General features: G+C 52.7%; 22 protein-coding genes and 1 other annotated feature. All 22 genes read left to right on the forward strand.

What is annotated here, in order from left to right; genetic code table 11:
- Positions 1 to 47: 47 nt before the first annotated feature.
- Positions 48 to 284, reverse strand: a binding site (T-box leader).
- A 215-nt stretch (positions 285 to 499) separates the two neighbouring features.
- The 22 genes from ABH899_RS08095 to ABH899_RS08200 all read left to right on the forward strand — a co-directional run bounded on the left by ABH899_RS08095 (position 500) and on the right by ABH899_RS08200 (position 17475).
- Positions 500 to 826 (forward strand): rhodanese-like domain-containing protein, encoded by a 327-nt coding sequence (locus ABH899_RS08095; protein ID WP_369995422.1) that lies wholly within the window; start codon positions 500 to 502, stop codon positions 824 to 826.
- Between the two features lie 262 nt (positions 827 to 1088).
- The gene (locus ABH899_RS08100) at positions 1089 to 1700 is read left to right on the forward strand and encodes a CPBP family intramembrane glutamic endopeptidase (RefSeq protein ID WP_369995424.1); all 612 of its coding nucleotides are present in this window, start codon (positions 1089 to 1091) and stop codon (positions 1698 to 1700) included.
- Between the two features lie 6 nt (positions 1701 to 1706).
- Complete coding sequence (locus ABH899_RS08105) at positions 1707 to 1937, forward strand: hypothetical protein (RefSeq protein WP_009674397.1); 231 nt, start codon at positions 1707 to 1709, stop codon at positions 1935 to 1937.
- 226 nt (positions 1938 to 2163) lie between these two features.
- The gene (locus ABH899_RS08110) at positions 2164 to 2520 is read left to right on the forward strand and encodes a hypothetical protein (RefSeq protein ID WP_009674391.1); all 357 of its coding nucleotides are present in this window, start codon (positions 2164 to 2166) and stop codon (positions 2518 to 2520) included.
- 250 nt (positions 2521 to 2770) lie between these two features.
- A complete protein-coding gene (locus tag ABH899_RS08115) occupies positions 2771 to 3376 on the forward strand; it encodes a genetic competence negative regulator (protein WP_009674407.1) in 606 nt (201 codons plus the stop codon).
- 188 nt (positions 3377 to 3564) lie between these two features.
- Positions 3565 to 4815: a Glu/Leu/Phe/Val family dehydrogenase gene (locus tag ABH899_RS08120; protein WP_009674390.1), complete on the forward strand. Its 1251-nt coding sequence runs from the start codon at positions 3565 to 3567 to the stop codon at positions 4813 to 4815.
- A 42-nt stretch (positions 4816 to 4857) separates the two neighbouring features.
- Positions 4858 to 5556, forward strand: a complete 699-nt coding sequence (gene prsW / locus ABH899_RS08125; RefSeq protein ID WP_009674403.1) for a glutamic-type intramembrane protease PrsW — start codon at positions 4858 to 4860, stop codon at positions 5554 to 5556.
- Positions 5557 to 5573: 17 nt separating this feature from the next.
- Positions 5574 to 5777: a hypothetical protein gene (locus ABH899_RS08130; RefSeq protein ID WP_148498308.1), complete on the forward strand. Its 204-nt coding sequence runs from the start codon at positions 5574 to 5576 to the stop codon at positions 5775 to 5777.
- A gap of 133 nt (positions 5778 to 5910) precedes the next feature.
- Positions 5911 to 7296 carry a germination protein YpeB gene (gene ypeB / locus ABH899_RS08135; RefSeq protein WP_369995431.1) on the forward strand — a complete coding sequence of 462 codons (1386 nt, stop codon included), beginning with the start codon at positions 5911 to 5913 and terminating at the stop codon, positions 7294 to 7296.
- A gap of 128 nt (positions 7297 to 7424) precedes the next feature.
- Positions 7425 to 8084 (forward strand): flagellar brake protein, encoded by a 660-nt coding sequence (locus ABH899_RS08140; protein WP_009674400.1) that lies wholly within the window; start codon positions 7425 to 7427, stop codon positions 8082 to 8084.
- A 62-nt stretch (positions 8085 to 8146) separates the two neighbouring features.
- Complete coding sequence (locus ABH899_RS08145) at positions 8147 to 8386, forward strand: hypothetical protein (protein WP_369995433.1); 240 nt, start codon at positions 8147 to 8149, stop codon at positions 8384 to 8386.
- Positions 8387 to 8515: 129 nt separating this feature from the next.
- Entirely contained in the window at positions 8516 to 9199 is a 684-nt protein-coding gene (gene cmk / locus ABH899_RS08150; RefSeq protein ID WP_369995436.1) for a (d)CMP kinase, read from the forward strand.
- Positions 9196 to 9783, forward strand: coding sequence for a lysophospholipid acyltransferase family protein (locus ABH899_RS08155; protein ID WP_326051923.1), 588 nt, complete (start codon positions 9196 to 9198; stop codon positions 9781 to 9783). The genes cmk and ABH899_RS08155 overlap by 4 nt, the downstream gene beginning before the upstream one ends.
- 106 nt (positions 9784 to 9889) lie before the next feature.
- Positions 9890 to 11146, forward strand: a complete 1257-nt coding sequence (rpsA, locus tag ABH899_RS08160) for a 30S ribosomal protein S1 (RefSeq protein WP_009674424.1) — start codon at positions 9890 to 9892, stop codon at positions 11144 to 11146.
- Positions 11147 to 11173: 27 nt separating this feature from the next.
- The gene (fni, locus tag ABH899_RS08165) at positions 11174 to 12229 is read left to right on the forward strand and encodes a type 2 isopentenyl-diphosphate Delta-isomerase (RefSeq protein WP_369995440.1); all 1056 of its coding nucleotides are present in this window, start codon (positions 11174 to 11176) and stop codon (positions 12227 to 12229) included.
- Positions 12230 to 12283: 54 nt separating this feature from the next.
- Positions 12284 to 12910 (forward strand): YphA family membrane protein, encoded by a 627-nt coding sequence (locus tag ABH899_RS08170; protein WP_369995443.1) that lies wholly within the window; start codon positions 12284 to 12286, stop codon positions 12908 to 12910.
- Positions 12907 to 13815, forward strand: a complete 909-nt coding sequence (locus ABH899_RS08175; RefSeq protein WP_218230201.1) for a YIEGIA family protein — start codon at positions 12907 to 12909, stop codon at positions 13813 to 13815. Before ABH899_RS08170 ends, ABH899_RS08175 begins: the two co-directional genes overlap by 4 nt.
- Before the next feature lie 3 nt (positions 13816 to 13818).
- Positions 13819 to 14001 (forward strand): capping complex subunit for YIEGIA, encoded by a 183-nt coding sequence (locus ABH899_RS08180; protein ID WP_009671973.1) that lies wholly within the window; start codon positions 13819 to 13821, stop codon positions 13999 to 14001.
- 105 nt (positions 14002 to 14106) lie between these two features.
- A complete protein-coding gene (gene der, locus ABH899_RS08185) occupies positions 14107 to 15429 on the forward strand; it encodes a ribosome biogenesis GTPase Der (protein WP_369995446.1) in 1323 nt (440 codons plus the stop codon).
- A 12-nt stretch (positions 15430 to 15441) separates the two neighbouring features.
- On the forward strand, positions 15442 to 16038 hold the full coding sequence (gene plsY, locus ABH899_RS08190) for a glycerol-3-phosphate 1-O-acyltransferase PlsY (RefSeq protein WP_009671988.1): 597 nt from the start codon (positions 15442 to 15444) through the stop codon (positions 16036 to 16038).
- Positions 16039 to 16073: 35 nt separating this feature from the next.
- On the forward strand, positions 16074 to 17114 hold the full coding sequence (locus tag ABH899_RS08195; RefSeq protein ID WP_369995448.1) for an NAD(P)H-dependent glycerol-3-phosphate dehydrogenase: 1041 nt from the start codon (positions 16074 to 16076) through the stop codon (positions 17112 to 17114).
- An 88-nt stretch (positions 17115 to 17202) separates the two neighbouring features.
- A complete protein-coding gene (locus ABH899_RS08200; RefSeq protein WP_369995450.1) occupies positions 17203 to 17475 on the forward strand; it encodes a stage VI sporulation protein F in 273 nt (90 codons plus the stop codon).
- The last annotated feature ends 27 nt before the right edge of the window (positions 17476 to 17502 follow it).

The raw sequence follows: 17502 nt of genomic DNA on the forward strand, positions 1-17502 counted from the left end.
TCCTCTTGGGAAATAAAAAAACTCCCGAACCTCATACGTAACCCGTATGAAGGGACGAAAGTTATCTTCGCGGTGCCACCCTACTTCACCCGGCGTTCTCACGCAAGGCCTTATTGGTCCGTGTCGGGACCTGAACGATAACGGGTTCTGCCGATTGAGCCTGCGGCTTTCGCTTCGGTTCAATGCTCCGGAGTGCTTGGTATGCATGCGTCCTGCCGATTTCCACCAACCATCGGCTCTCTGAAAGGCTGTCCATGCGTACGTGTCTCCGTCAACGCTTTAACGTGGTATATGTCGTTAAGTTTCACTTAATGTAACATGGCCCCGGCAACGTGTCAATAGGGTTACCCGAATATTCACGCCGTTTTAACAAACGAAACGCCAAATAGGGTGAAAAATCCGTACTATTACTCTTGTATTCGGATATAATATTCGCTATTCTTCAGTTATTACGAAAATTTTCCACATGTAAGCGCATGTAAAAAAAGGAGAAGCCTGCATGAAACATATTGCGCCCGAAAAATTTCTTGAACTTCTGGACAAACCGGAGATGCTCAAGGGGATTCGAATTGTCGATGTCCGCGAACCGTACGAATGGGACCATTACCATCTGGATGAGCCGGAGCTCATCCCCATGAATACCATTCCGGAGCGATTGGACGAACTTGTCGGTGACGCCGACCTGTATGTCTTGTGCGCGCATGGTGTGCGCAGCGAGATGGTGTGCGGTTATCTGGAGAGAAACGGCTTCGAGCCGGACAAGCTGGTCAATGTCGAAGGCGGTATGGCGGCTTTGGCGATGCTCCGCGGTTTTGCCTACGATTAAGAGACATCAGACTTGTCATGTCTTTGAGGAAGCGGAAGCGCCTCACCCGGCTCAATGTTAAGCGCCATCCACTGTGGAGGGGCGCTTTTTTTATGTCCGGAGCGGAACTTTTGCAGGACTTATCCGTTCTATTAAGAAGGACAAGATTTCCTCTATGTGAGATTCATGGTATGTTAATAAGGATGAAGATGATGGTATCGAGACTCGGCATCATAGACAACTAATACCGCGTAATAGGGGAAACTCCCTGGGAAGGACCATCATGAGAAAATGGAACTGGAAATGGAAAGATCTGAAAAATATCCGCATTAAGACGGACATCCGGGTCGATGACCTTAATGACCGGATGCTGCTTATTAACTTATATGGAACCCAGGCGATTCTGCTGGTGGTCGGCGTTATCATGCTGTTCGTTCAAGGGGCGGACTGGCGGAGTCTTTTCAGCTTTGCGCCCGGCTGGTCCATCGTCCTCTGGGGAGGCGGTATCGCACTGGCCGTGCTGGCCGCGGACCTGATCGTGTCCAAATATGTCCCCGAGGAAGTTACGGACGACGGGGGAGTGAACAAGCGTATCTTCGGCAGGCGTCCGCTGTGGCATATCGCGCTCATCTGCGTGCTGGTTTCGATATGCGAAGAACTCCTGTTCCGCGCGGGCCTTCAGCATTACCTGGGTCCATACTGGACAAGCATCGTTTTTGCGGCCATTCATATCCGTTATCTCCAGCATTGGCTGATGACGGGTCTTGTTTTTTGCATTTCCTACGGGATCGGCTGGATTTTTATCCATACCGGGTCCTTGTGGACCGCTATTTTCGCCCATTTTATGATTGATTTTATTTCGGGCTGCATCTTACGTTACGGCAAGGAGGAGTAATCCGGCATGGAAGGCAACAAGACACAGGGGATAGAGTACGAACAGCCGATACTCGCGGAAAGCGATTTAGTCAATGACAATGAAGAAGAAAGCCACTACCTCCCTCCGAGAAGCTCGGTACATCCGTCCGAACGGGCCAAAGTTACACGCTGGTTTTACCGTCTGCTTCTGTTTTTGTTCATTCTTCTCGTCATGGGGCTCGGCTGGTGGGGAATCCGATATACATCCGGAACTTGACAAGTCAAGTCCGGCCGCAATCCAGATGCCTGACAAACCCGGAAGACGCGCGGCGCATATAAGCCGTTTGGTCACAAGGTTCGTCGGGCTTTTTGTTGTGCTGCAGGGGGCTTATTTCCTGTGGTCCGAATCCCCTCCTATTCCCACTTTACGGGCGAATGGCCCCCGGCTATCGGACGCAACCTAATCAAGACTCATACATTCTAAAAACTTGGAGGGATATGGGATGAAATTAGGCAGTTTCCTTATCGGAAGCGTCGCGGGCGCTGCACTTGCTATGTATGCCGGCAAACGGATAAAAAGCATGCGGTCCGCGATGTTCAGTTCGGAAAGCAGCGGAATCGGCAGCTCATTGAACGATGTAATCGGCCAGACCAAAAATTTTGTTTCCGGTTCCGGCCGCAAGGAAAGCTCCAAGCAGCAGTCGAATCAGAGCTCCAGCTCTTCTCACGGTTCCGGCGGATCTCATTCTTCGGACGGCAAGGAAGCGCTGGAAAATCTGATTGCCAAAGATTCGCAGGTAAAAGCGGCTGTAGACGAAATCCTGGTGAAAAACGCCGCGTCATCCCAGGCGACTCACTGAGTGTAAAGCTGCGCTGACCGCTCCGCGGGGAGCGTGAAAGACCGAAAGGCACCTCTTCTGCATTCCGCAGAGAAGGTGCCTTTAAATTTTTGCCGTATAGCTAACATTTTGGCTTTAACATGGTATACTAATACTAGGTGGCACCCATAAGCGTGCTTGTTTCCGCAAGCGCACACACCATGGTTTTCAAACCGGCATATTTTGTTTATAACCATTCAAACAGAGGTGTCATGGAAAGGAGGATCCTGTCATGAAAATCGAACGTTTAAGCCCGGACAAAATACGGATTTTCCTTACATTCGATGATTTGACGGAACGGGGCATCCAGAAAGACGACATGTGGAGGGAAATCCCCAAAGTTCACGATCTTTTCAGCGACATGATGGATCAGGCCTATTCCGAATTGGGTTTCGAACCTGCAGGACCTTTAGCTGTAGAAGTTTTTGCGCTCCCTGCCCAAGGAATGGTCGTCATTGTGACCAGGGGCAGCATGGACTTGTCCTTGCAAGCCGACTTGCTGGATGACCATGATGACGAAGAAGTGTACGAAATGGAAGTGACGCTTGAACAAAGCGACATCGTTTCATACGCCTTCCGCGATTTCGAAGATTTGCTTCGTGCTTCAAAAGTCGTCAATCCGATGCTAACGGATGGTGGAGCGCTTTATACGTATAAAAACAAATGGATCCTTCAGCTCGAACCGACCGAACTGCCGGAAGGCAAGTTCCAGACGCTCATCGCCGTTCTATCCGAGTACGGAGATGCGACCAACGTGACGAAGGCCGTACTCGAAGAGTATGGAAAAGCTGTAATTGAAGCTAATGCGGTCCAGGAATTATGCCGGCATTTCGCATGATTATGCCTTACACTCCAACTACCGGCGTGGACCATTCCCGACCTTGCCCGAATGTGCACGGCTCCGGGTGGCTGCATGCCGGACAAGATATAGGCGGCACCTGCTTCATAAAGCATTCTCCAAAAACAAGTGTTTTTGCAGGATGCTTTATTTTCATTGCGTTATAATACATAAACGAGGTGGTCAACATGGCTAACACCGAAAACTTGAACGTACTGGAATCTACTCAAACGATTATTGAAGATGCCCTGAAGAAACTTGGATATTCCGACGAAATGTACGAGCTTCTCAAGGAGCCGCTCCGCGTGCTGACGGTTCGGATTCCGATCCGGATGGACGACGGCAAAGTCAAGGTATTCACAGGCTACCGCGCCCAGCATAACGATGCGGTCGGTCCTACGAAGGGCGGAGTCCGGTTTCATCCCGGCGTGACTGAAGACGAAGTGAAAGCTCTCTCCATCTGGATGAGCTTGAAGTGCGGCATCGTGGATCTTCCTTACGGCGGCGGCAAGGGCGGCATCATCTGCGACCCGCGGAGCATGTCTTTCCGTGAGCTGGAAGTGCTCAGCCGCGGGTACGTAAGGGCGATCAGCCAACTGGTAGGTCCGAACAAGGACATTCCGGCGCCGGACGTCATGACGAACTCCCAGATCATGGCCTGGATGTTGGACGAGTACAGCCGCATCCGCGAGTTCGATTCCCCGGGCTTCATCACGGGCAAGCCGATCGTGCTGGGGGGTTCCCACGGACGCGAGACGGCGACTGCCAAAGGCGTCACGATCATGATCAACAAAGCGCTGGAGAAGCGCGGCATTCCGCTTCAAGGCGCCCGTGTCATCGTTCAGGGATTCGGGAACGCGGGAAGCTACTTGTCCAAGTTTATGCACGAAGCCGGGGCCAAAGTGGTCGGGATTGCCGATGTGAACGGGGCCTTGTACAATCCGGACGGACTCGACATCGAATATTTGCTCGACCGCCGCGATTCCTTCGGTACCGTGACGAACTTGTTCCCGAACGTAATGCCGAGCACCGAAATTCTGGAGCAGGATTGCGACATTCTGGTGCCGGCCGCAATCGAGAACCAGATCACGCAAGAGAATGCCCATCGCATTAAAGCGGGTATCGTAGTCGAAGCGGCAAACGGACCGACTACGCTGGAAGCGACCAAAATTTTGACGGAGCGCGGCGTGCTGCTCGTTCCGGACGTCCTGGCTAGTGCCGGCGGTGTTGTTGTGTCCTATTTCGAGTGGGTACAAAATAACCAAGGATATTACTGGACGGAAGAAGAAGTTCATTCCAAACTTCAAGAAGTGATGGAAAAAGGCTTCGAAAATGTCTATACTATTCATAAAACACGCGGAATCGATATGCGTCTGGCGGCCTATATGACCGGCGTACGCAAAATGGCGGAAGCCGCCCGTTTCCGTGGTTGGGTATAAGAAGGACGGAATCGTTCACCGGATCAGAAAGGGGGAAATGGGATGAACGTGTTTTCCGTTCTAATGGCGGCGGTTGCTCCCGGAATCTCCCTTCTTGCTTATTTTTATTTGAAGGACCGTTATGAAACGGAGCCGATCCACCTGGTCGGCAAGCTGTTTTTGTGCGGAGTCTTACTCGTTATTCCGGCTATGGTGCTTCAGAATTCGTTTATGCAGGAGATCGGCGGGGATAATCATTTTACCTTTGCTTTCTTTATCTCCGGCGGGTTGGAAGAGTTTTTGAAATGGTTCGTTGTGTACCATTTGATATACCGTCACGATTCGTTCGACGAGCCTTACGACGGGATCGTTTACGCCGTGGCCGTCAGCCTTGGATTCGCTACACTGGAAAATATCCTCTATGCGTTCGCCAATGGGATCAGCATGTCTTCGCTGCTCATGCGCGCCCTTCTTCCCGTTTCGGGACATGCGCTTTTCGGCGTTATGATGGGCTATTATCTCGGCAAAGCCAAGTTTATGCGTTCCCACGAACGCAAGTATTTGCTCGCCTCTTTGTTCCTGCCTATTTTGTGGCACGGGGCGTTCGACTACATTTTGCTGGTGGCGGCGAATAACTGGATCTGGTTTATGCTGCCCTTTATGACGCTTCTCTGGATCCGCACGCTCTGGAAAGTGGACCGTGCCAACGACCGTTCTCCGCTCCGCATCGTCCGCGGGGAAGAGGAGTTTAAAATCGGATAACGGTGACCATACTGGTTGTGAAAACACTTATTTGGTGCGCAAGCGAAGGCGCGGAAGGTGAACACATGACCGTGAACCGGGTGAAAGTTACGATCCGTTGCAGACAGTGCGGAGAACGATTTATCCTGAAGGGACGCCGCGACAAAGGCAGAATCGAAACCGGCTTTAAACGCTGCATCTGTGACAACGAGCATGATTTAGAGGTTGAAACTGAAGATTGAAGATTAATCCAACCGAATGCAAGTAAGAAGTGCAAGAAAGTCTGCGCATGGCGTGCAGGCTTTTTTGCTGTATAAACTTCGTTTCGAAGGCAGACAATAACGGCAATATCGCCTAAGAAAGGAGCTTACAAGCATGTACAGAAAAATGAGTATGGTTTTATTTCCAGTCTGCGCTGCGGCATTGGTCGGTACGGGGGTTTGGGGGTATTCTCAGCAAAAGCAGAAAAATCAAGTCTCCATTAAGGCGGAAAACCAGTATCAGCGTGCTTTTCACGATTTGTCCTATCATATCGAGAAGCTACATACGGAACTGGGCAATACGTTGGCGATCAATTCCACCTCGAATGACACCTACCGTAAAGGTCTGGTGAATGTCTGGAGGCTGACCAGCCAGGCGCAAAACGAAGTGAACCAGCTGCCGCTGGGTCTGCTTCCTTTTAACAAAACGGAAGAGTTCCTGTCCAACGTCTCGAAATTCAGTTACCAGACCTCGACGCGGGATTTGACGAAAAAGCCTCTGACGGACGGCGAATTAAAAACGCTGAGCACCCTGTATGAGCATTCAAAGGAGATTACGGGGGATTTGCGCGGAGTCCAGGAGAAGGTTATCGCCAATAACCTGCGCTGGATGGACGTGGACTTGGCGCTCGGAGCCAATAAGGAACCGAACGACAATACGATTATCGACGGTTTCAAAACGGTGGACAAAAAAGTCGGGTCCTACAACGATTTGAAAGAAGGCCCCTTCACCATGTCTACGCAGTCGAAATACACGGCTCAAATGCTGGACGGTCCCGAGATCGACGAACAGGAGGTCCGTAAGAAAGCGGCGGCATTCCTTGGGGTAAACAACCCGGCCGTCTTTAATGTGGTCAAAAACGGCAACGGCGCGGTCGAGTACGAATCGTATACGTGTTCCCTACCCGGTAAGAATGGTGCCGATATCACGATGGACTTTACGAAAAAAGGCGGGCAGCTGATCTACTTCATGAATCCCCGCGATGTGAAGTCGACCAAACTTCAGGTTGAGCACACGCGTGAAGCGGCGGCCCAGTTTCTGGAGCGGCACGGTTATAAAAATATGACTGCGGTCAGCTTCGACCGTCACCAGAATATCTGCAATATGACGTTCGCCAAGCAGGAAAAGGATACCGTTATTTATCCGGAGAAGCTCGTCGTAAACGTCGCTCTGGACGACGGTCAGATTCTTGGGCTCCAGAGCACGGATTTCGTGTTCGCCAACCGGAATCACAAAAATATCGACCAAGAGCCGAAGCTTTCGAAAGAAGAGGCGAGAAGCCACCTGAGCCCTCAGTTGAAAGTGACCCGGCACACCAAGGCGCTTATCGTCAACGATCTGAATCAGGAAGTGCTCTGTCATGAATTTATCGGCAGTCTGAACGGTCAAACGTACCGGATCTATGTCAACGGCGAGGACGGTACGGAGGAAAAAGTGGAAACGATCCGCAAGGAAGACGCCGAGCAGGCCAAGCAGCAGCCTGTCACGCAGGGGACTTGACGGGATCCGTTCAGACAAGCGGCTTCGGGAATCCCGGGGCCGCTTTTTTGTGTCTTCCTAAATGGTCGAGGCGTGCTATAATCAAGTAGAAACAGGCAGGATTTAACCGAAAAAAGGATGAGGTTACCGTGGCTCAGCTTATGAAAATCAACCAGCTGCTGCATCTTCATGTCAATACGATTGACGAGGAAGAAGCGAAACAAGAATACAAAGCGAGAATTTCGGACGTGCTCCCGGACCGTCTGTGGATCGAAACGCCTATGAACGAGCGGACGGGCCGTTTGAAACGGCTGTACACGGGGGACGAAGTAAGCGCCTTTTTTGTGACGGACGGAGGCGTGAAAAATTATTTCCAGACCTCGGTCATCGGCTTCAAAGAAGAAGGAATCCGGCTGGTCGCGCTGGCCATGCCCGATCCGGCCTCGATTACGAAAGTCCAGCGCAGGAGCTTTCTGCGGATTCCCGCGGAGCTGGAAATTTCCGTACAGGCTGGCGACACCGTTCCTATCGTAGCGTTGACGGAGGATGTCGGAGGGGGCGGGGTTTCCTTCACCTGCAAGGGCAGCGAATTTCCGGACAACGTCACTCAGGTGAACTGCTGGCTTCTTGTGACTTACAAGAACGGAACCTTGGAGCATCTGCCTTTCAAAGCGGAGGTCGTACGGGTTAAAACGCTGGAAACGGGACGCAAAATCGTCATGCTGCAGTTCAGCGAAATTACGGATCGCGACCGTCAGAAGCTGATTCAGTACTGCTTCGAGAAACAATTCGATTTCCGCAAAAAGTAACTTACATAAAACCGGCCCGTTCGGGAAACACTGCATTCCAAACCAAGCTCGTTTGCGGGAGGATGCCAGTGAAAATCCGGAGGTCCGGGCAGCAGCAACGCCCATTAACTTACGAACATTACGAACGGCTGTTTGTTGAATTTTCCGAGCGGGTCGAGAAGATGCTCTTAAGATCTTTATATGTACTGTTGGCCGGTTTGCTGATCAGCCAGATCCTTCTCCAATTTCCGGCTGTGCGAAAAGAAATCACCCGGGTCGATCCTTTGGAGGGAGTGCCGTACGTCCGGCATGGGGAGGAATAGTCGCTTTCCGGAAAATTCAGCCAGGCCGCAGACTTTTGCATCTGTCTTCCGGCTATGGTATAATTTACAGCGTTAGCAGGCTGCGCCTGCTTTTTTGTTCGTAAGGTTTTGTTAGGAGGAGCCTTTGTTTTGACTAAATTTAATATCGCGATAGATGGGCCAGCCGGTGCAGGCAAAAGCACCATAGCCCGCAAGGTCGCAGGCGAGCTTGGTTTTGTCTATGTGGACACGGGAGCGATGTATCGGGCGGTCACCTGGAAGGTGCTGCAGGACGGGGTTGATCCTCTGGACACGGAGGCTGTCGCAAGAACCGCTGCCGGCATGAAGATCGAACTCGTACCGGGACCGGACGGACAGCTGGTGTTTGTAGACGGCCGGGATGTATCTTCCGATATCCGTACCAAACTCGTCACGGACCAGGTTTCACAAATCGCCGCCATTGCGGAAGTGAGGAAGCTTCTGGTAGACAAGCAGAAGCAGATGGCCGCTTCCAAAGGCATCGTGATGGACGGCCGGGATATCGGCACGCATGTGCTTCCTGATGCGGAAGTGAAGGTGTTCCTAACCGCGAGCGTGCGTAAGCGCGCCGAAAGAAGATTTCAAGAAGTTCAGGGCACGGCAATGGCGACCACTCTCGAAGAGATGGAAAAGGACATTGCCCGCCGCGATATGCTGGATGAAGGCAGGGAAGTATCTCCCCTTGTACAAGCGGCCGACGCTGTAATGCTGGACAGTACAGATCTGACCATTCCCGAAGTGGTGGAGAGCATCCTGGAGATGTGCCGGTTGAGAGCAGGCGGTGAAAGAGCATGAGCTTTTACCATTTCGCGCGGGGAGTCTGCAATGTCGTGTATTCCCTGCTGTTCCGGATTCGCGTGATCGGCAAGGATAACATCCCCGAGCACGGCGGTGTGCTGCTCTGTTCCAACCACATCAGCAACTTTGATCCTCCGCTTGTCGGCATCCGCCTCAAACGTAAAGTTCATTTTATGGCGAAGGCGGAGCTGTTTCAAATTCCGGTTTTAGGTCTAATAATTAGTAAAATTGGCGCTTTTCCGGTTAAACGAGGAGGCGTCAGCAAAGAAACGATCAAGGGAACGCTGAACTTGCTTCGGGATGGAAACGTACTTGGCATCTTTCCGGAGGGAAGCCGTAAAAATCCCGGTGTGGGAAAGAAGGGCGCAGCGATGTTTGCCCTGAAATCCGGCGCGGCCGTTGTGCCGACCGCTATCATCGGGGATTACAAGGTGTTCGGCAGAATGACGGTCATTTACGGGAAACCGCTTGATTTGACCCCGTTCAGCGAAGCCGGATCGGCCGATCTCGAGCAGGTAACCGAGTATATCATGCAAGAAATTCAGACTTTGATCCGGGAACACCGGAAAGAAGTCGCTTAACTAAAAACGAACCCGGTTGTAAGGAAATGCTGCCGCGCAATCCGCGCTGTGCAGATGCCTATACAAAATTAACCGTCGGTGTGTTTATTTTCGAGGAGGGTATCCCATGTCAGAAGAAATCAAAAACGAAAATCAAACGAACGAAAGCCAAGAAGCTCAAGAAGCGATGAGCCAAGTCGCAGCCGTAAAGAAAGGCGACATCGTCAAAGGCAAAATCATTAAAGTCGAGCAGGATCAAGCAATCGTAGATATCGGTTACAAGTACGACGGCACGATTCCGCTTCGCGAGCTGTCTTCCGTCCAAATCGAGAACGCGGATCAAGCGGTTCAAGAGGGCCAGGAGATTGAGCTTAAAATCGTAACGATTGACGACAACAAAGAAAAGCTGGTTCTTTCCAAGCGCTCTGTCGACAGTGAAAAAGCATGGGAAACCCTGCAGCAGAAACTGGACGAGAAAGTCATCATCGAAGCTGTCGTGGCCGAAGTGGTTAAAGGCGGTCTCGTTGTTGACGTTGGCGTGCGCGGCTTCGTACCCGCATCCATGGTAGAACGCAGCTTTGTCGAAGATTTCTCCGACTACAAGGGCCGCACTCTGCGCCTGAGAGTGAAAGAAATCGACCGCGAGAAGAACAAAGTGATCCTTTCCCAGAAAGACGTTCTGGATGAAGAATACGAAGCTCAGAAGAAAGACATCATCAGCAAAATCGAAGTGGGCAAAGTATACGAAGGTACCGTACAACGCCTGACTCAATTCGGCGCGTTCGTGGATATCGGCGGCATCGACGGCCTGGTGCACATCTCCGAGATGGCTTGGCACCATGTTGAGCACCCTTCCGAAATCGTCAAAGAAGGCGACAAAGTAAGCGTGCAGGTCCTGAAAGTAGATCCGGAGAAAGATAAAGTGAGCCTGAGCCTGAAAGCGACTCAAGAAGGTCCTTGGGAAAAGGCCGAGAAAACTTTCACAACCGGCGAAATCATTACCGGTACGGTAAAACGTCTTGCAGGTTTCGGCGCGTTTGTTGAAATCGCTCCGGGCGTTGAAGGTCTGGTTCATATTTCCCAAATCGCTCACCGTCACATCGCGACTCCACAGGAAGTTCTGAAAGAAGGCCAAGAAGTTAAGGTGAAAGTCCTTGACGTTAACGCGGCTGAGAAGCGCGTAAGCCTCAGCATCAAGGAAACGGAAGAAGCTCCGGCTCAAACCGCATCTTCCGCGCCTTCCAACTACTCTTCCAGACCGGAAAGATCCTCCAACCACCAGAAAGAACTGGCTGGCAACGAGAATGTTTCCCTGAGCAATCAAGGCCTGTCCATGACGCTCGGCGAGCGCTTCGGCGACAAGCTCTCCAAATTCAAAAAATAATAGACGACTTGAACAGGAGGAAGCGGAATGCGCTCATCGCGCAAAATGGATCACGTGCAGTTTGCGCTCCAGACGGGTCAGTCCGGCAACCAGGGGTTGACGGATGTCAAGCTGGTGCCTAACTGCCTGCCAGACGCTTCCACCGAGTCTGTCGCTCTCTTTACGACAATCGGCGAACTCAATTTGAGTTCGCCGATTGTCGTAAATGCGATGACCGGCGGAGCACGCGAAACCGAAGAAATAAACCGCGAGCTTGCAGTGGCGGCCAGGGAACGGGGACTGGCAATGGCCGTGGGCTCCCAGATGTCCGCTTTGCGGGATCCCTTGCAGGAATCAAGCTACCGCATCGTCCGTCAAATGAATCCGGACGGGCTCGTCTTTGCCAATTTGGGAAGCGAAGCGTCAGTGGAGCAGGCGGCACGCGCCGTGGACATGCTTCGCGCGGATGCGCTTCAAATCCATTTGAACGTCATGCAGGAGCTGATCATGCCTGAAGGCGACCGCAGCTTCCACGGCATGCTGGAGCGCGTAAGCCGCATTGCGGCGGGCACAGGAGTGCCTCTGATCGTCAAAGAAGTCGGTTTCGGCATCCCGCTTGAAAACGCGAGACTGCTCAAATCGGCAGGCGTACAAATTTTGGATGTCGGCGGTTCCGGCGGCACCAATTTCGCCGCGATAGAGAATGCGCGGCGAAAATTGCCCCTCGATTGGCTGAACGACTGGGGCATGAAAACGAGCGTGACTCTGATCGAAGCGCTCCAAGTCTACGAACGAGGCAGGGTCATGGCCACGGGAGGCATCCGCACCAGCGAAGACATCGTCAAGGTGCTTGCCCTTGGCGCTTCGGCGGCCGGAATGGCCGGAGCCCTGCTTAAAATTTTGCAAAACGAAGGTACGCAAGCTTTAATCGATCACATCGACGAGCTGCATCACGGGATCGTTCTGATGATGACCGCTCTAGGAACGGTACGCATCGAACAGCTGTGGACACGTCCCGTGATTATCACGGGATCGACCGCGGAATGGTGCAGGGCCCGCCGGATCGATTTAACTGAATATGCCTGCAGAACGGAAGCGGAGTAAAAACGGGATGTTTTGTCATACTAGGAGTAACGAAACGAGCTAGGGTGACAAACTATGAATCCAGGTTATCTTGCTTCCGTACTCCTCGCCATCTCTGTCATATTTCTGCTCAGCGGATGGCGGGAAATTTTTATGAGAAGTATATCCGGACGTGACATACTTCTTTTTTTTATGTTCGCGCTGCCTGCCGCTTGGATGACCTTCTCCGTGGGAGGCGCTCTAATCAACGGCACCGTGCCGGTTGCCTTCTGTGCGGCTCTTCTGATCGGTATCCGTAAAAAGAGCCTCTGGGAAGGCGGGCATCTGTTCGCGACCGGTCTGCTTCTCGGGGCCGTTCATCTGCTGATGCTGGAGTTGTACAGCGTGGATCCCGTCATGATTGTGCTGAAACCCGAATGGGATATCGCCGTTGTCCTTGCGGTATTGGTAATGGGAATGCACCGGGGAGCGGCCGAGCAGTATGTTTCGCTGACGGTAGCCATGATTGCGGGAGACCTTTCTTTTGCCTGTATGCACGGCGGCACGATGCCGGTTCATCTCGGTACACCCTCGTTTCTGGACAAATGGTGGCTCTCCTTTTTTACGGCGCGGTTGCTGACCGTCTTCCTTGAATCGGTTTATTCGGGATGCAGGACAACCGCCCGGCAATGGATCCAGCGAAAGCGAGGTTGGAGGAAATGATTGCGCATATGCTGTCGCAAAAAGAAACGGTCGCTGTTTTTGTCGGATTGTTTTTCGGGATCGCGTCGCGTCTGTACTTATTAAGAACGGATTATCGTCAATATCCGACTTATCCCCACGGCAAAATCATTCATGTTTCGCTGGGAGTGATTGCAGCCGGTCTGGGTGCGGTGGCGGTACCTGCATTGCTCGACAAAAACTACACGGCTGTCACGTTTTTGACCGTTGCGGCCCAGCAGTTCCGCGATGTGCGGAATATGGAGCGTCAAAGCCTGATGCAGGTGGATCAGATGGAGCTTGTCCCGCGGGGCGTTTCGTACATTGAAGGCATTGCGATGGTTTTCGAAGGCCGAAACTATCTGGTGATTTTTACCTCGATGATGGCTTCGCTGTTCACTCTGGTTTTTGCCTGGTATTGGGGGGCGGCTGCCGGGCTGGCTGCTGTCGGAGTATCGATTTATTTTAAGACGGGAAAAAATATGACCCACATCGCGGATATTGGGATCAGCGAAGTGCGGCTGGACGGGCCTAATCTGTATGTAGGCGATATTTACATCATGAACGTCGGGCTGGAGAGCGACCGGGAGCTGATCGCAAGGCAGGGGGTAGGCCTGCTGGCCGTACCGAAAAATCCCGACGCCCGCGTCACACTGGCGAATCTGGGCCAGCGGCAGGCCATTCTGCATGATATTTCCACGGTCCTCGGCGTGTACAGGGACAGCGGAGAACCCGCTCTGATGCCGATGGCGAAGCTTCATCTGGACTCGGGGACGCTCGGTATTTTTGTCCTTCCCCAAGTGAAGGACCCACAAAAGGCGGCTGCCGCGCTCAAACGGGTGCCGGTACTGGAAAGCGCCATCCGCATGCCGACGGAGTCGGCGGCCGGACCTCACAAGGAGGCGTGAAGAGTGGCAACGATCAAAGCGGTTGCGGTTGTGGAAGGCGTTAAAGTCGATGGCGGGGCTCCCATTTTTTATGCAAAAGATGAAGCGGAGCTCCAGCAGCTCGCTTTTAATTTGGAGAAAATTCTGGATGTCAATGCTCACGTTTTAAAACCGGGAACCTTCATCCTTGTCGATCACAAGGGATAGCGTTCACTGAAAACATTAGCCAATCCAGCGCTTTTTTGCTATGATGAAGAATGTGAAATTTCCAATAATGAGAACTTGAGTGACCATCAGTAAGGAGTGAACCGAATGGCAAGACCCATTCTAGCGATTGTGGGGCGTCCGAACGTCGGTAAATCGACGATATTTAACCGGATAATCGGCGATCGGCTGGCCATCGTTGAAGATAAACCGGGCGTGACCCGAGACAGATTGTACGGGATCGGCGAATGGCTGGACCGTGAGTTCAGCGTCATCGACACCGGCGGTATCGAAGTCGAAGGCGAAGACCAGATCATGAAGTCCGTACGCGTCCAGGCCGAGCTCGCGATTGAAGAAGCGGACGTTATTATTTTCATGGTAGACGCGAAAGCGGGCGTTACCTCGGCGGACCAGGAGGTTGCCCAGCTTCTTTTCCGGTCCCGCAAGCCGGTTGTCCTGGCCGTTAACAAGGTGGACAACATTCAGCGGCAGGATGAAATTTATGAATTTTACAGCCTCGGCTTCGGGGACCCGATCGGGATTTCCGGCGCGCACGGCCTCGGAATCGGCGATATGCTGGAAGCCGCGGCAGCCCATTTCCCGGATCATCCGGATGAAGAATACGGCGAGGAAGTCATCAAGGTCGCGCTGATCGGGCGTCCGAACGTCGGCAAGTCATCGCTTGTAAACGCCATCCTCGGAGAAGACCGGGTCATTGTCAGCGACCAGGCCGGTACGACCCGGGATGCGATTGATACGCCTTTCGAGCTTGACGATCAGAAATACGTCATTATCGATACGGCCGGCATGCGCAAACGCGGCAAAGTGTACGAGAATACGGAAAAATACAGCGTAATGCGCGCGATGAAAGCCATTGAGCGCGCAGACGTCGTGCTTGTGGTCATCAACGGCGAAGAAGGGATTATCGAGCAGGACAAGCATATCGCCGGCTATGCGCACGAAGCGGGCAAAGCGGCTATATTCGTCGTCAACAAATGGGACGTGGTGGAGAAGGACGACAAGACCATGCACCAGTTCACGCAGAAAATCCGCGATCACTTCCTGTTTATGACGTACGCGCCGGTTCTGTATGTGTCCGCCCGCACGACCCAGCGTGTCCAGAAACTCCTGCCCATGGTCAACCAGGTGGCGGAGCAGCACACGATGCGCGTTCAGACTCACGTTCTCAACGATGTGGTCTCCGATGCGGTCATGTTTAATCCTCCTCCGACCGACAAGGGCAAGCGTCTGCGTATTAACTATGCCACGCAAGTTTCCGTTAAGCCGCCGACCTTTGTTTTCTTTGTGAATGAGCCGGATATGATGCACTTCTCATATGAGCGCTATCTTGAAAACAAAATTCGCGGAGCTTTCGGTTTTGAGGGAACCCCGATCCGTTTGTTCACGCGAAGAAAATCCGACGACGAATAGGGGAGAGTTCGTTTGATCTACATCATTCCCGCAGTAGCAGCTTATTTGCTGGGTTCGCTCAGCTTCAGCTTTATCATTGGGAAAATGGTCAAGGGGATTGATATCCGGGCGCACGGAAGCGGAAATGCCGGAGCCACCAACACGCTGCGCGTGCTTGGCAAAGGACCGGCTGTCCTGGTACTTGCGCTGGATGTCGTGAAAGCGATTCTGGCTGTCTGGATCGGCAAGTGGATGGCTCCGGATCTGATCTGGGTCCATGTCGCTTGCGGGCTCGCCGTAATTATCGGTCATAACTGGCCGGTATTTTTCGGTTTCCGGGGCGGTAAAGGCGTAGCTACTGCTATCGGTGTAACGGCTACCCTATGCTTTCTTCCCGCGCTCTTCGCGGGCATTATCGCCATTGCATCCATTTTTCTGACCCGTTACGTCTCACTCGGCTCCCTGCTGTTTACCGCATTTTTACCTTTTTTCGTATGGGGCATGGGAAGACCGGTCGAAATCTTGTGGGGCGTTATCGTAATCGGGGTATTTACTTTTTGGCGGCACCGTACAAATATCAGTAAACTGGTTCAAGGCCGAGAAAATAAGATCGGCTCCAAAAAGGCGTAGCCTGCTCGATGAATCGGCTTAGAAGGGAGACAGCCATGACTAAACACGTATCCGTACTGGTAGCGGGAAGCTGGGGAACGGCTCTTGCCTCCGTACTGGCCGCTAACGACCTGGACGTAACGATTTGGACGAGAAACGCCGGACAGGCGAAAGAGATCAATACCTTACATACCAACAGCCGTTATTTGCAGGACATCGCGCTGTCCCCGCGCATCCGTGCCACTACATCGATTCGTGAAGCGGTTGAAAATAAAGACGCCGTCGTATTCGTGGTACCTTCGGCAGGAATGCGCGAGGTGGCGTCACAAGTGAGAGAATTCTTAAGCCCGGATACGCTCGTGATTCACGCGACCAAAGGCTTTGAATCGCTCACGCTGAAAAGGATGACCACCGTGCTGGCCGAGGAGCTTCCGCAGTGCGATCCGGGACGTATCGTCGTTCTGTCGGGACCAAGCCATGCGGAAGAAGTGATTCGGGAATGCCCGACGACTGTCGTTGTGGCATCTCCGACGGTCGAAGCGGCCGAAGCGGCGCAGGATCTGTTCATTAATTCGTATTTCCGCGTCTACACGAACCCGGACGTAACGGGAGTCGAAGTGGGCGGCGCGCTCAAAAATATCATCGCCCTCGGCGCGGGTCTCTCCGACGGTCTCCGGTTCGGCGACAACGCCAAGGCGGCCCTCTTAACCCGGGGGCTCGCCGAAATCGCACGCCTCGGGGCGGAGATGGGCGCTAACCCGATGACCTTCGCAGGCCTGGCCGGAATCGGCGACCTCGTGGTCACCTGTACCAGTACGCACAGCCGAAACTGGAAGGCGGGCTATCTGCTGGGCCAGGGAGAGCCTCTCGACCAGGTTCTCGATAAGATGGGCATGGTCGTCGAGGGTGTCAAAACGACGAAGTCCGCCTATGCGCTTGCACAGGAGTACGGCGTCACAATGCCCATCACGAACGAGCTGCACCACGTTCTGTTCGAAGGGAAAGCGCCGCGAGCGGCGGTTGAAGATCTGATGGGCCGCGGCCGAACGCATGAGATCGAAGAGGTCGCCAATCAGACGGATAAATGGATTCTGTAGCCTACACCATTCCTGCCGAGCCTTCATACACTACCATAGATTCAAGTCCAGTTCCTTATAGCGGACAATATGGTTGGGAGGCGGCAGCGTGCCTAAAAATCCGAAAGACATTCTTAATGCCGTTAAGAAAAAAACGGGTAAAAGCGTAACCGAGAAAGATATCCAGAAGCTGGCCAGCGGTGTGAAACCGTCGACCGTTCAGGATGAAGCACAGCTGCGGCAGCTGATTAAGCAGGTTTCCCAGCTTGTCGGGATTAACGTGCCGGAAGAAACTGTCAAGGATATCATTCATGCGGTTAAAAGCAGCAAGCTGGACGGCAACAACATGCAGCAGATGATGAATCTCATCATGAAAAAATAGCGATAAACGCCAGCGGAAGCGCAGGGG

The organism is Paenibacillus sp. RC84, assembly GCF_041260495.1.
Taxonomy (GTDB): Bacteria; Bacillota; Bacilli; order Paenibacillales; family NBRC-103111; genus Paenibacillus_F.

Bases quoted from the DNA above. Each gene is read 5' to 3' on its own strand.
- der (WP_369995446.1), top strand. From the start codon at position 14,107: ATGGCAAGACCCATTCTAGCGATTGTGGGGCGTCCGAACGTCGGTAAA.
- ypeB (WP_369995431.1), top strand. From the start codon at position 5,911: ATGTACAGAAAAATGAGTATGGTTTTATTTCCAGTCTGCGCTGCGGCA.
- ABH899_RS08155 (WP_326051923.1), top strand. From the start codon at position 9,196: ATGAGCTTTTACCATTTCGCGCGGGGAGTCTGCAATGTCGTGTATTCC.
- ABH899_RS08095 (WP_369995422.1), top strand. From the start codon at position 500: ATGAAACATATTGCGCCCGAAAAATTTCTTGAACTTCTGGACAAACCG.
- ABH899_RS08115 (WP_009674407.1), top strand. From the start codon at position 2,771: ATGAAAATCGAACGTTTAAGCCCGGACAAAATACGGATTTTCCTTACA.
- ABH899_RS08110 (WP_009674391.1), top strand. From the start codon at position 2,164: ATGAAATTAGGCAGTTTCCTTATCGGAAGCGTCGCGGGCGCTGCACTT.
- ABH899_RS08105 (WP_009674397.1), top strand. From the start codon at position 1,707: ATGGAAGGCAACAAGACACAGGGGATAGAGTACGAACAGCCGATACTC.
- ABH899_RS08175 (WP_218230201.1), top strand. From the start codon at position 12,907: ATGATTGCGCATATGCTGTCGCAAAAAGAAACGGTCGCTGTTTTTGTC.
- ABH899_RS08120 (WP_009674390.1), top strand. From the start codon at position 3,565: ATGGCTAACACCGAAAACTTGAACGTACTGGAATCTACTCAAACGATT.
- prsW (WP_009674403.1), top strand. From the start codon at position 4,858: ATGAACGTGTTTTCCGTTCTAATGGCGGCGGTTGCTCCCGGAATCTCC.
- ABH899_RS08145 (WP_369995433.1), top strand. From the start codon at position 8,147: ATGCCAGTGAAAATCCGGAGGTCCGGGCAGCAGCAACGCCCATTAACT.
- fni (WP_369995440.1), top strand. From the start codon at position 11,174: ATGCGCTCATCGCGCAAAATGGATCACGTGCAGTTTGCGCTCCAGACG.
- rpsA (WP_009674424.1), top strand. From the start codon at position 9,890: ATGTCAGAAGAAATCAAAAACGAAAATCAAACGAACGAAAGCCAAGAA.
- ABH899_RS08195 (WP_369995448.1), top strand. From the start codon at position 16,074: ATGACTAAACACGTATCCGTACTGGTAGCGGGAAGCTGGGGAACGGCT.
- ABH899_RS08100 (WP_369995424.1), top strand. From the start codon at position 1,089: ATGAGAAAATGGAACTGGAAATGGAAAGATCTGAAAAATATCCGCATT.
- ABH899_RS08170 (WP_369995443.1), top strand. From the start codon at position 12,284: ATGAATCCAGGTTATCTTGCTTCCGTACTCCTCGCCATCTCTGTCATA.